This is a genomic window from Streptomyces sp. NPDC045678 (assembly GCF_056432085.1).
This window is the reverse complement of sequence record NZ_JBWKJS010000009.1, coordinates 401,817-413,803: the sequence shown is the minus strand read 5'-3', so window position 1 is coordinate 413,803 and position 11,987 is coordinate 401,817. Positions and strand designations below refer to the sequence as shown.

The 11,987-nt window shown below is 70.5% G+C and carries 10 protein-coding genes; 2 read left to right on the top strand and 8 right to left on the bottom strand.

The window, feature by feature from the left end; all coding sequences use genetic code 11:
* Positions 1-155: 155 nt before the first annotated feature.
* Positions 156-1,658 (top strand): M1 family metallopeptidase, encoded by a 1,503-nt coding sequence (locus tag AC07DO_RS30765; protein ID WP_479064052.1) that lies wholly within the window; start codon positions 156-158, stop codon positions 1,656-1,658.
* Here AC07DO_RS30765 and AC07DO_RS30760 read toward each other — a convergent pair.
* The 6 genes from AC07DO_RS30760 to AC07DO_RS30735 all read right to left on the bottom strand — a co-directional run bounded on the left by AC07DO_RS30760 (position 1,652) and on the right by AC07DO_RS30735 (position 7,978).
* On the bottom strand, positions 1,652-2,596 hold the full coding sequence (locus AC07DO_RS30760; RefSeq protein WP_479064050.1) for an oxygenase MpaB family protein: 945 nt from the start codon (positions 2,594-2,596) through the stop codon (positions 1,652-1,654). The two genes, AC07DO_RS30765 and AC07DO_RS30760, sit on opposite strands and share 7 nt — an antisense overlap.
* 67 nt (positions 2,597-2,663) lie before the next feature.
* Complete coding sequence (locus AC07DO_RS30755) at positions 2,664-3,458, bottom strand: alpha/beta fold hydrolase (RefSeq protein WP_479064048.1); 795 nt, start codon at positions 3,456-3,458, stop codon at positions 2,664-2,666.
* Positions 3,459-3,529: 71 nt separating this feature from the next.
* On the bottom strand, positions 3,530-3,934 hold the full coding sequence (locus tag AC07DO_RS30750) for a hypothetical protein (protein WP_479064046.1): 405 nt from the start codon (positions 3,932-3,934) through the stop codon (positions 3,530-3,532).
* 82 nt (positions 3,935-4,016) lie between these two features.
* A complete protein-coding gene (locus tag AC07DO_RS30745) occupies positions 4,017-4,496 on the bottom strand; it encodes a macro domain-containing protein (protein ID WP_479064044.1) in 480 nt (159 codons plus the stop codon).
* 40 nt (positions 4,497-4,536) lie between these two features.
* Positions 4,537-6,006 carry an amino acid permease gene (locus tag AC07DO_RS30740; protein ID WP_479064042.1) on the bottom strand — a complete coding sequence of 490 codons (1,470 nt, stop codon included), beginning with the start codon at positions 6,004-6,006 and terminating at the stop codon, positions 4,537-4,539.
* 160 nt (positions 6,007-6,166) lie between these two features.
* The gene (locus tag AC07DO_RS30735) at positions 6,167-7,978 is read right to left on the bottom strand and encodes an AMP-dependent synthetase/ligase (RefSeq protein ID WP_479064040.1); all 1,812 of its coding nucleotides are present in this window, start codon (positions 7,976-7,978) and stop codon (positions 6,167-6,169) included.
* Positions 7,979-8,156: 178 nt separating this feature from the next.
* Here AC07DO_RS30735 and AC07DO_RS30730 point away from each other — a divergent pair, with 178 nt between their 5' ends.
* Entirely contained in the window at positions 8,157-8,915 is a 759-nt protein-coding gene (locus AC07DO_RS30730; protein ID WP_479064038.1) for a MerR family transcriptional regulator, read from the top strand.
* A 43-nt stretch (positions 8,916-8,958) separates the two neighbouring features.
* Here AC07DO_RS30730 and AC07DO_RS30725 read toward each other — a convergent pair whose 3' ends face one another.
* Positions 8,959-9,678 (bottom strand): hypothetical protein, encoded by a 720-nt coding sequence (locus AC07DO_RS30725; protein WP_479064036.1) that lies wholly within the window; start codon positions 9,676-9,678, stop codon positions 8,959-8,961.
* A gap of 112 nt (positions 9,679-9,790) precedes the next feature.
* Positions 9,791-11,974 carry a 3-hydroxyacyl-CoA dehydrogenase NAD-binding domain-containing protein gene (locus tag AC07DO_RS30720; protein ID WP_479064034.1) on the bottom strand — a complete coding sequence of 728 codons (2,184 nt, stop codon included), beginning with the start codon at positions 11,972-11,974 and terminating at the stop codon, positions 9,791-9,793.
* Positions 11,975-11,987 lie beyond the last annotated feature (13 nt).

Below are 11,987 nucleotides of genomic sequence, written 5' to 3'. Positions count from 1 at the left end.
ACAGCGGCGACAGGTGCATGGGACATTGAGGCACATGTCGGCCGAATGGCAATCGTGTGACAGGTGGGGCCATGGACATGACGTGTACGCACGGGGCTGAATAGGCTCGACGACATAGACGAACACTTGTTGTGCCCCTACGACTTGGAGCTCTTGTGCACCGCAGACTCATCGCCCCGGGCGCTCTGGCGGCCTCCCTCCTGCTGGCGATCCCGGCATCGGCCGCCGACTTCTCTCCCGGGGCCCCGGGCATCGGCGATCCCTATTACCCGGCGAGCGGCAACGGCGGATACGACGTCTCGCACTACGACCTGCGGCTGAAGTACCAGCCCAAGACGGACCTGCTCGAAGGCACGGCGACGCTCAACGCCCGCACCACGCAGGACCTCTCGCGCTTCAACCTCGACTTCGGGCTTCAGGTCTCCGAGGTGCGGGTCAACGGCAAGAAGGCGAAGTTCAAGAAGACCGGCGACCAGGAGCTGGAGATCACGCCGTCGGCCGGGCTGCCCAAGGGCACGGCGGTCACGGTCGTCGTGCGGTACGCGGGCAAGCCGTCCGAGCTGAAGATCAACGGGTACACGGCGTGGCACCGGACGCCGGACGGCGGTGTCGCGGCGCAGGAGCCCGAGGCAGCCGTGTGGTGGTTCCCGTCCAACGACCACCCGCTCGACAAGGCGACGTACGACGTGTCCGTCTCGGTGCCCGACGGCACCCAGGCGATCTCCAACGGCGTGCTGCAGGCGCAGAGTTCCAAGCTCGGCTGGACCCGCTACAGCTGGCGCTCGAACAAGCCGCAGGCCAGCTACCTCGCGACGCTCGCGGTCGGCAAGTTCGACATCACGACCGACAAGACGGAGGGCGGCCTGCCCGTCCTCAACGCGTACAGCAAGGACCTGGGCGACAACGCGGGCGCGGCGCGGGCCAGCATCGAGCGGACCACCGAGGTCGCCGAATGGCTGGAGACGCTCTACGGCAAGTACCCCTTCAACGCGCTCGGCGGCTACGTCCCGAACGTGAAGAGCAGCTACGCCCTGGAGACCCAGACCCGGCCCTTCTACAGCCCCTCCGCGTTCGCGAACGGCTCCAACGCCTCCATCGTCGTGCACGAGCTGGCCCACCAGTGGTACGGCGACAGCGTCTCCGTGGACGGCTGGAAGGACATCTGGGTCAACGAGGGCTTCGCCCGCTACAGCCAGTGGCTGTGGTCGGAGAAGGAGGGCGAGGGCACGGCGCAGGAGCTGGCGGACTACGTGTACGCCCAGCACCCCGCCGACGACCCGTTCTGGAAGGTCAAGCCGGGCGACCCGGGCCCGGACAACCAGTTCCACGGCGCGGTGTACGACCGGGGCGCGCTCGCCCTTCAGGCCCTGCGCAACGAGGTCGGGGACGACACCTTCTTCGAGATCCTGAAGGGCTGGCCGCAGAAGCACGCGTACGGCAACGCCAAGGTGAGCGACTTCGTGAAGTACGCGGAGAAGGTCTCCGGCAAGCCGCTCGCCGAGCTCTTCGACACGTGGCTCTACCAGCCGTCGCGGCCCGAGGCGCCCGCGGTGCGCGAGGCCGGCATCGCCCGCACGGCGGCCGCCCCGGCCAAGCCGAAGTCGTGGAAGCAGATCGCGGCGACGAACGGCGTGCACGACCACGGGCACGATCACTGACGATCCGGTGCGCGCCGCGCCGCCGGGAGCCGGTTCCCGGCGGCGCGGTGGCGTGCGCGGGCCCTGCGGGCCGCCGGGAGGTAGCGCAGACGCTCGGGCAGGAGCGGGACGACCGTGCGGACCGCGCGGCCGAGGCGGCGCAGCCTGCGCTCCTGTGCCCCGGTCCAGGGCAGGCCGATGGCCTCGCGGGCGTCCGGGGGCATCAGGCCGATCGTGACGAAGCGGCGGAAGCGGGCCAGCGGAGGCAGCAGTACGGGCCACAAGGCCCCTATCAGCAGCCGTACGGGGGCCGGACCGCGGTCCGGCGGCGGGACGGTCTTGTCGGTGGCGGTCAGTTCGGCGGCGACCGCGGTGAGTTCGATCTCCTCGGCGAGGACCTTGCGGTAGTGCGGCCAGAACTCTTCCAGGGTCTGCGGCATGTCCCGGTCGTGGATGCCGAGGATGCGGCCGACCCGGAGCCACTCGGCGTACAGCTGCCGCTCCTGCGCCTCGGTGAAGGGGCGGCCCAGGTACTTCTGCGCGTGCCGGTAGACGGGGAAGCCGGTGGTGTGCACCCAGGCGTAGTTCGCGGGCGTCAGCGCGTGGTAGCGGCGGCCGCGGGTGTCCGTGCCCTGGATGGTGCGGTGCAGCTGGCGCAGCCTGCGGCCCTCGGCGGCGGCCTCGTCCCCGCCGTACACCCACAGCAGGACCGATCGGATCGAGCGCTCGCCCCTCCCCCAGGGGTCGGTGCGGAACACGGAGTGCTCGTCGACGCCCGCGCCGACCGCAGGGTGCGCCACCTGCAGGGTGAGCGCGGGCGGCAGCATCAGGAGCATGCGGATGTCCCCGGCGATGTTCCAGAGGATGCCGCCGGGGGGAGGCGGGGGCGGGGACGTGTCGGCGGAGTCGCTCTTGTCGTGGGCCGCGCGCTTCTCGCGTGCGTCGGCCGGGTGGTTCATTCGACGTGCTCCTCGGACGTGCCCGGTTGGTGCACGTCCAAGTATGCGACCGCGAACGCACCTCTCTTCAGCGTGCCTCGGCGTACGCCTCCAGGATGACGTCGAGGACCGCGTCCGGTTCCCGCACCGTCGGGAAGTGGTCGCTGTGCGCGAGCCGCACCACGCGACAGCCCGGAATGCGCCGCGCCATGGTCTCGTTCAGCTGGACCACCTCGGGCTGGTCGTGCTCACCGATGGCCAGGGTGCAGGGGACGTCGAGCTCGCCGAGCCGGTCGAAGGCGGGCGGGTCCGGCACGTGGTGCGGATGCACGGCGAACCACGCAGGGACGACGGCCTTGAGCAGCGCTGTCACTTCGAGGTCGGCGCCGGTGCCCGCCGCGGCGGAGACGCGCCGCATCATCGTCACGATGCCGTCGATGTCGCCCGCCTGGGCGCGTCGGCCGACCTCGGCCATGAACTCGGGCGGGAGGAGGTCGTCGGCGCCGGTGATGCCGGGGACGATCAGGGCGAGGCTCGCCACGCGCGCGGGGTCGCGGAGCGCCAGGCTGATCGCTGTCGCGCCGCCCATGCTGGACGCCGCCAGGACGGCCCGGCCCACGCCGTAGTGGTCCAGGACCGCGATCAAGTCCTCGACCAGCGAGAACGGGGCGGTCGGTGCGGGTGACCTGCCGTACCCGCGCGCGTCGTAGCGGATCACCCGGTGCCGCTCCGTGAGGCGCGGCAGGATGCCGTCCCAGACGCGGGAGTCGCCCACACCCGGGTGCAGGAGGACCAGGGGGAGGCTTCCGCCGCCCGTGCCGCTCGGTTCACCCGAGTCGTGCGACCACAGTTCGCCGTCCTTGACCGAGACCATGACGTCCATGCCTGCGAGTCTCGGGGCGCGGCCCCGGGGCCGCCAGTGGTGGCGGGGGACGAGGGCGTGAATCCGTACGCCTAGCGGCCAAAACCCGATGGATCGGTGCCGGGCTCCGCGGACCGATCGGTTCCGGGCGTCGTCCCCGGCCCCGTCGGAGGTCCGGCGGGCGGGTCGGCCACGGCACGTCCCGCCACCTCGGAGGCCCACTCGGAGATCTGGCGGCGCAGTTCGGCCTCGGCCTCGGCGCGCTCCGCCTCCCCGCGGGCCTGACCGGTGGCCGGAAGGCCTTCGCCCTCGCGCAGCGCGTCGGCGTGCGCCTCCGAGAACAGCAGCGGCACCGTTCGTCGCCGACCGCCGGGCGGAGCCGACTCCTCTGCGAGGGCGGGGCCGGTGACGGCGACCGGCACGACGGCGGGGGCGGGCATGAGGACGCGCTCCACACGGAGCAGGAGACGTGCGACGAGGACACGGATGAACTGCATGACGGGGCTCTACCCGCTCATCCGTGCACAACAACGCACACATGCAGGGCAGTTGCGGGCAGACAGCCCGGCGCGGTCCGCGTCAGTCCCCGAAGTCGTACACCGTCACCGCGATCCCCCGCGCCCCCAGGCGCCCGGCTATGAGCGGCTCGACGCGGGACCACTTGCCGCCCGCGAGTCCGCAGCCGACGCGCGGCATGTGCACGGAGGCGCCGAGCTCCTCGGCCTTGTCGGCGAGGGCGGCCAGGGCGGTGTCGATCGCTTCGTACCGAACCGGGGCGCCCTTGCTGCCCGTGCGCATCCCCCGCTGGCCCACCATGTTGGCGACCCACAGGCCGCGGCCGACCTCGACGAACTGGACGGCGCCGAGGCCGAAGTCGTTCTTGGCACGCTGCCGGTGCCAGGCGCGATACGCCTTCTCCGGCTCGGGCCAGCGGCGCGACAGCGCGAGCACGAAGCCCTTGCCCCAGCCCCCGAGGTCGTTGCAGACATGGGCGATCAGCTTGGGGCCCTTGCCGAACGGCGCGGTGGCGTCACCTCGGACATACGTGATCTCCGACATGACGCCACCGTACGGGCTGCCACTGACAGTGGCGGCAGGGCTACCGGTCCTGCGGTCCGGTGAGGCTCTCGGGCTGACGGCCCGCCCGGCGCCGTACGCCGAACCAGCCCGCGACCAGGGCGAGGCCCACGACCGGGATGAGGAAGAGCGTCTTGCGGCCGACCTCGGCGTCCTTCCACATCAGGCAGAGGACGGCGAGCAGGAACGCGATGGTCACGTACTCGGTGACACCGCTGAACGGGAGCTGGAACTTCGGCCGGGTGATCTCGCCGCGCTTCGCGCTGCGCACGAAGGCGAGGTGGCAGACCATGATCGTGATCCAGGTGCCGATGATGCCGAGCGAGGCCACGTTCAGGACGATCTCGAAGGCCTTGCCCGGGACCACCCGGTTGAGGCCGACGCCGACGACGCCGAGGGACGCGGTGAGCAGGATGCCGCCGTAGGGCACCTGGTTGCGGTTCATCTTGGCGGTGAACTTGGGGGCGGAGCCCGACATCGCCATGGAGCGCAGGATGCGGCCGGTGGAGTACAGGCCGGAGTTGAGCGAGGACATGGCGGCGGTGAGGACCACGAAGTTCATGACGTCGCCCGCGGCCGGCACGCCGATCTTGGAGAGGACCGTGACGAACGGGCTCTGGTCGGCCGAGTACATGGTGCCGGGCAGCAGCAGCGCGAGCAGCACCACGGAGCCGACGTAGAAGAGGCCTACGCGCCACATGATCGAGTTCACCGCGCGCGGGACGATCTTCTGCGGGTCCTTGGTCTCGCCCGCCGCGACGCCGACCAGCTCCAGCGAGGCGTACGCGAAGACGACGCCCTGCATCACGATCACGACCGGCATCAGACCGTTCGGCATGAGGCCGCCGTGGTCGGTGATCATGTTGAGGCCGGGCGTCTCGCCGCCCACCTTGTGCTGACTGGCCAGCAGCCAGATACCGATGATCATGAAGGCGCTCAGTGCGGCCACCTTGATGATCGAGAACCAGAACTCCATCTCGCCGAAGTACTTCACCGAGACGAGGTTCACCGCGAGCACGACCGCGAGGGCGATCAGCGCCAGCACCCACTGGGGTATGTCGGTGAAGAAGCTCCAGTAGTGCGTGTAGAGCGCGATCGCCGTGATGTCGGCGATACAGGTGGTCGACCAGTTGAGGAAGTACATCCAACCGGCGAAGAACGCGCCCTTCTCGCCGAGGAACTCACGCGCGTACGAGACGAACGAACCCGACGACGGCCGGTAGAGGACCATCTCGCCGAGCGCCCTGACGACGAAGAACGCGAAGATGCCGCACACGAGGTAGGCAAGGGCGAGCGCGGGGCCCGCCGAGTGGAGACGGCCGCCCGCCCCCAGGAAGAGGCCGGTGCCGATCGCGCCACCGATCGCGATCATGTTGACGTGACGGGCCTTGAGGTCCTTGCTGTATCCGGCGTCGCCCGCGTCCGCGGGGGCCTGGGTCGCATCCGTGCGGGGTGCGTCCAGGATGGCCGAATCTACGGCTTCCTTGCTCACGTGGTGGATCTACTCTCTGGTGCCCGGAAGAGAACTCCGGGGTCCGGATGTGCCCCGGCCCGCGCACCCCTGACGCGCGCGAACCGACGGGACACCTTCCCCCAGAGATCGCCCTCCACGCGGTGGCGCACGTCACATAGCGGAACTTCTCACATGCTGGTCATGGGGTGTACATATCGTCGATGACCTGCATGTACTTGTCACGGATAACCCGTCGGCGCAGCTTCAGGGACGGCGTCAGTTCGCCCGTCTCGGGTCCCCATTCCTCGGTGAGGAGCCGGTAGCGCTTGATCTGCTCGGTGCGGTTCAGGCGCGCGTTGGCGGCCTCGACCGCGCGCGCCACCTCCGCCCGCACGGCCTCGTGCGTGGCCGGATCCCCCTCTATGGCGAGCCCCCGCGCGGCGGCCCAGGCGGGCGTCATCTCCCGGTCCAGGACGAGCAGCGCCACGAGGTAGGAACGGCCGTCCCCGTGGACGAGGGCCTGCCCTACAAGAGGGTGCTCCTTGAGCGTGTTCTCGACGAGGGCGGGCGAGACGTTCTTGCCCGTCGACGTCACGATCATTTCCTTCTTGCGGTCGGTGAGCCAAAGGTAGCCGTCCTCGTCGAGCCGCCCGATGTCGCCGGTGGCGAACCAGCCGTCCGCGTCCCGTGCGTCGTCGAGGCCCCCGTCGGGCCGCAGATACCCGTCGAAGACGGTGGCGCCGCGCACGAGGATCTCGCCGTCCTCCGCGATGCGTACGTCGAGCCCCTCCAGGGGGCGGCCCACCGAGCCGAGGCGGAAGCCGTCGGGGGCATTCGTGGTGACCACGCCGGAGGTCTCGGTGAGTCCCCACGCGTCCATGATCACAAGTCCGAACCCGGCCCAGAAGCGGGAGACGTCCAGCGGCATCGGCGCGGAGGCGCTCGCCGTCCACACGAGCCGGTCGAACCCGGCCGACGCTAACAGCGGGTCGAGGACGTCCCGCTTGGCCTGCTCGTACGCGGACCGCAGCGCTTCGGAGGGCTCCTCGCCCCGCTCCCGGCAGGCCACGTGCGCGCGTGCCGTCTCGTTGGCGGCCTCGATGGCGCGGCGCCGCTCCTCGGGCAGCCCGGCGAGCGCCGCCCGTACGGAGGCGGCGAGCTTCTCCCACACGCGCGGGACGCCGAAGAACTGGAAGGGGTGCAGTTCGCGCGCGGTGGCGGCCACGTGGGCGGGGTCGGCACAGAGGTAGACGTGGGCGGCGCGCAGCACCGGCAGATAGATGCCGAGCAGGCGCTCCGCGATGTGCGCGAAGGGGAGGTAGCAGATGTGGCCCACGTGGTCGGGGAACTCGACGACGCCGTCTAGGGCGATGCCGCCGACGAGGACGTTGCGGTGGGTGAGGCGGACGCCTTTGGGGTCGCCCGTGGTGCCGGAGGTGTAGACGACGGTGAGGGCGTCGGCGGGGCGGTTCTCGCGCCACCCCTTCTCGAAGGCGTCGGGGTTGAAGAGGCGGCTGCCGGTGAGGTGCAGGGAGCCGTACGTGCGGTGCTCACCCGCTTCGGCGGCCTCCACGACGACCAGGCGCTCCAGCGGGGCGGTGTCGTCCGCCAGGAGGGGTTCCCAGCGCGGCAGTTCGCGGGCGCCCTCGACGACGGCGAAGCGAGCCCCGCTGTGCCGGACGATGTGTGCGACCTGTTCGGGCGCCGCGGTGGCGTACACGGTGACGGGGACGGCGCCGAGGTGCACGAGGGCGAGGTCGCTCAGCCAGTGCTCGGGGCGGTTGCCCATCATCATCAGGACGTGTTCGCCGCGCTCCACGCCGAGCGCGGCGTAACCGGCGGCCAGGACGGCGACCTTGCGCCGCGCCTCGCGCCAGGTGAGCGTCGACCACTCCTCCCCGACGCGCCAGGAGAGCGCTGGAAGATCTCCGTGGTCCTCGGCATTGCGGAGCAGCAGGGCGGGGAGCGTGATGTCGGCAGGATCTCCGGGGAGTCGCAGGATCGTGGTCATGACCGCCTCCTGGTGCCATCGATTGGGCCGGAGGGTTTCACAACACTGGTGTGCCAGCAATACTGTTGCACCGGATTGACGCACGAAGCACTGACGCACGAAGCACTGCCACATGAAGCGGGGACGCACCAAGCGGGGAGACGTCCCTCCGAGCCGACCGGGGAGGGATGGCGCCGCCATGACGACCGACACCGAGGGCGTCGCGACCGAGGCCGATGAGCCGACGCTCACGGTCGACGAACTCGCCGCGCGCGCGGGGGTCACGGTCCGCACGATCCGCTTCTACAGCACCAAGGGCCTGCTGCCGCCGCCGGTGATCGGCCCGCGCCGCGTCGGCCACTACGGCCAGAAGCACCTGTCCAGGCTCGCGCTCATCGAGGAGTTGCAGCACCAGGGCATGACGCTCGCCGCGATCGAACGCTATCTGGAGCAGCTGCCGGCCGACCTGAGCGCGCACGATCTGGCCATTCACCGCGCCCTGGTGGCCTCTTGGGCGCCCGACTCGGCGGAGGACGTCCCGCGCGCCGAGCTGGAGCGCAGGGCGGGCCGCGCGCTCGACGACGAGGACCTGGACCGGCTCGCGGCGATGGGCGTGGTCGCCGGGACCCGGACCCCGGGGACGTACCGCGTGGATCTGGGCCTGCTGCGCCTGGGCGTGCAGCTCCTGGACGTGCCCATCGCGCACGAGACGATCCTGGCCGCGCGCACGGTCCTGCTGGAGCACACGCGCTCGGCGGCCGGCGAGCTGTCCCGGCTCTTCCGCGACGAGGTGTGGGGGCCCTACCGCGAGCGTGAGTCGGACGCCGAGGACGCCGAGCAGGTGGCGGCGATGCGCTCGCTGTCGGCGCACATGCAGCCGATGGTGGTGCAGGCGCTGGTGACGGCGTTCCAGCGCTCCCTCAAGGAGGAGCTGAGGGAGTGGCTCAAGGAGGGCTGAGCCGCGGGGCCGAGCACTCGGCCACTCCCCCATCGCCCCTCGCTCAGACCGTGACGTGGGCGGCCGTCGCGCTCGGCGTCTCGTTCCGCGTGGCCTGCGAGATCCGTTCGGCGTAGACCTCGGACAGAGTTGCCAGGTCCTGCCGTCCGGCCGCGCGGCCGGAGGTGTCCCGCAGGTCGAGCGTGCCGATGTACTCGTTCTGGCGGATCACCATCGTCACGGTGTTCTTCTTCGCGGGCGACTTGTACGCGTAGATGGTGCTCTCGTCGCCCTGCGGGGCACCGTCGAGGACCGTGATCCCGCGCCGGTTGTTGTGCACGTAGGTTTCCCAGGCCGCGAAGGCACGCTCGGCGGCACGCGTGTTCCGGTACTCGATCAGCTCGTAGTTCGCGCCCTCGGCCTTGTCGCCGGTGAGGTACCCCACCCGGCCGTTGGCGACGGCTCCCTTGCACGTGCCTCCGGGGTCCTTGCACACGGCGGGGGCCTTCGCGCGGCTGCGCAGTTCCGTGCCGACGTGGCGCAGGGCGGCCGGCATCGTCTCGAGGGGCGGCAGGATCGCCTCGGTCCGGCGCGCGGCGCCGAGCGATCCGCTGCCGGTGCCCTTGCCGCCCGTGCCGCCGCCCACAGTGCGGCCGTGCGAGGTGGAGGAGCCCCGCTTGTGCTTCTTCTTGTCCTTCTTGCCTCCGCAGCCGGTCAGGGCCAGCGAGAGGACCAGCACTCCGACGCCGAGCGCCCGCGTCGTTCCCCCGGTCGTGAACCGCACAGCGGCCACCCTTCAGTTGTCGTGATCATGCTCTTCGGCAGGATACGACGTGGGGGCGGCGGCTCCGGTTCCCGCCCCTGACCAGGCGGGAACCGGAGCCACCGAGGGGGCGTCAGCTGTCGCTGAACTTCCCGCCGTTCTCCGCCTTCTCGACCAGCAGTGCGGGCGGCGCGAACCGCTCCCCGTAGGTCTCGGCGAGTTCACGCGCGCGTGCTACGAAGCCGGGCAGACCGCCTTCGTAGCCGTTGATGTACTGCAGGACGCCGCCCGTCCAGCCCGGGAAGCCGATGCCGAGGATGGAGCCGATGTTGGCGTCGGCGACGGAGGTCAGGACGCCCTCCTCCAGCAGGCGTACGGTGTCGAGCGCTTCGGAGAAGAGCATCCGCTCCTGCATGTCCTTGAACGGGATCTCGTGCCCCGGCTTGGTGAAGTGCTCGCGCAGGCCCGGCCAGAGACGGTCGCGCTTGCCGTCCACGTACTCGTAGAAGCCCGCTCCCCCGCTCCTGCCGGGGCGCCCGAACTCGTCCACCATGCGGTCGATGACGCTGTCGGAGGGGTGGCCCGCCCAGGTGCCGCCCGCCTCCTCGACGGCCCGCCTGGTCTCGTTGCGGATCTTGCGAGGCAGTGTGAGGGTCAGCTCGTCCATGAGGGAGAGGACCTTCGCCGGGTAGCCGGCCTGGGCCGCGGCCTGCTCGACGGAGGCGGGCTCGATGCCCTCGCCGACCATCGCGACGCCCTCGTTGATGAAGTGCCCGATGACGCGCGAGGTGAAGAAGCCGCGCGAGTCGTTCACGACGATCGGCGTCTTGTTGATCTGGCGCACCAGGTCGAAGGCGCGGGCCAGCGCCTCGTCACCGGTGCGCTCGCCCTTGATGATCTCGACGAGCGGCATCTTGTCGACGGGCGAGAAGAAGTGCAGGCCGATGAAGTCGACGGGACGCGAGACGCCCTCGGCCAGCGTGGTGATCGGCAGGGTGGAGGTGTTGGAGCAGAGCAGCGCGTCCGGCTCGACGACGTCCTGGATCTCCTGGAACACCTTGTGCTTCAGCGAGGTGTCCTCGAACACCGCCTCGATCACCGCGTCGCAGCCTGCGAGGGCCCGCGGGTCCGCGGTCGGCGTGATGCGGGCGAGCAGCGCGTCCGCCTTCTCCTGGGTCGTACGGCCCCGCTGGACGGCCTTGGCGCACAGCTTCTCGGAGTACCCCTTGCCCTTCTGCGCGGCCTCCGCGGAGACGTCCTTGAGGACGACCTCGATGCCCGCGCGGGCGCACGAGTACGCGATCCCGGCGCCCATCATGCCCGCGCCGAGCACGGCGACCTTGCGGACCTGGCGCGGCTCGATGTCCTTGGGACGGTTGGCGCCGGAGTTGACGGCCTGGAGGTCGAAGAAGAACGCCTGGATCATGTTCTTCGCGACCTGGCCGGTGACCAGCTCGGTGAAGTACCGGGCCTCGATGGTCAGCGCGGTCTCGAAGTCTACCTGCGAGCCCTCGACGGCCGCGGCGAGGATGTTGCGCGGTGCCGGGTAGTTGGCGCCCGCCGTCTGCTTCTTCAGGTTGGCGGGGAAGGCGGGCAGGTTCGCCGCGAACTTCGGATTGGCCGGGGTGCCGCCCGGGATGCGGTAGCCGGGCTTGTCCCAGGGCTGCTGCGACTCGGGGTTGGCGTCGATGAAGGCGTGCGCCTTCTCCAGCATCTCCTCGCGCGTGGCGGCCAGTTCGTGGACGAGGCCGTTCTCCAGAGCGCGCTGCGGGTTGTACTGGGTGCCCTGGAGCAGCACCTTCAGGAGGGCGTCGGCGATGCCCATGAGGCGCACGGTGCGGGTGACGCCGCCCCCCGCGGGGAGCAGGCCGAGGGTGACCTCGGGCAGGCCGATCTTGGAGCCGGACACGTCGAGGGCGACGCGGTGGTGCGAGGCGAGGGCGATCTCGTAACCGCCGCCGAGGGCGGCGCCGTTGATCGCGGCGACGACGGGCTTGCCAAGGGTCTCGATGCGGCGCAGCGAGTTCTTGATGGCGGTGCCCGCGTCGAACGCCTCCTGGGCGTTCTCCGGACCGACCTTGATCATGTCCTTGAGGTCGCCGCCCGCGAAGAACGTCTTCTTGGCGGAGGTGTAGATGAACCCGCGAATGGCGTCCTTGTCGGCCTGGACGGCGGCCTCGGCGCGGTCGGCGATCGCCGCGATGGACTCCTTGAACGCCTGGTTCATGGTGTTCGCGGACTGGTTGGGGTCGTCGAGGACGAGGGTGACGACACCGGTGTCGTCCTGTTCCCAGCGGATGGTGGTGCTTACGGTCATGTCTTTTTCTCCG

Bases quoted from the DNA above. Each gene is read 5' to 3' on its own strand.
- AC07DO_RS30745 (WP_479064044.1), bottom strand. From the start codon at position 4,496: ATGTCGGAGATCACGTATGTCCGAGGTGACGCCACCGCGCCGTTCGGC.
- AC07DO_RS30720 (WP_479064034.1), bottom strand. From the start codon at position 11,974: ATGACCGTAAGCACCACCATCCGCTGGGAACAGGACGACACCGGTGTC.
- AC07DO_RS30760 (WP_479064050.1), bottom strand. From the start codon at position 2,596: ATGAACCACCCGGCCGACGCACGCGAGAAGCGCGCGGCCCACGACAAG.
- AC07DO_RS30730 (WP_479064038.1), top strand. From the start codon at position 8,157: ATGACGACCGACACCGAGGGCGTCGCGACCGAGGCCGATGAGCCGACG.
- AC07DO_RS30750 (WP_479064046.1), bottom strand. From the start codon at position 3,934: ATGCAGTTCATCCGTGTCCTCGTCGCACGTCTCCTGCTCCGTGTGGAG.
- AC07DO_RS30755 (WP_479064048.1), bottom strand. From the start codon at position 3,458: ATGGACGTCATGGTCTCGGTCAAGGACGGCGAACTGTGGTCGCACGAC.
- AC07DO_RS30735 (WP_479064040.1), bottom strand. From the start codon at position 7,978: ATGACCACGATCCTGCGACTCCCCGGAGATCCTGCCGACATCACGCTC.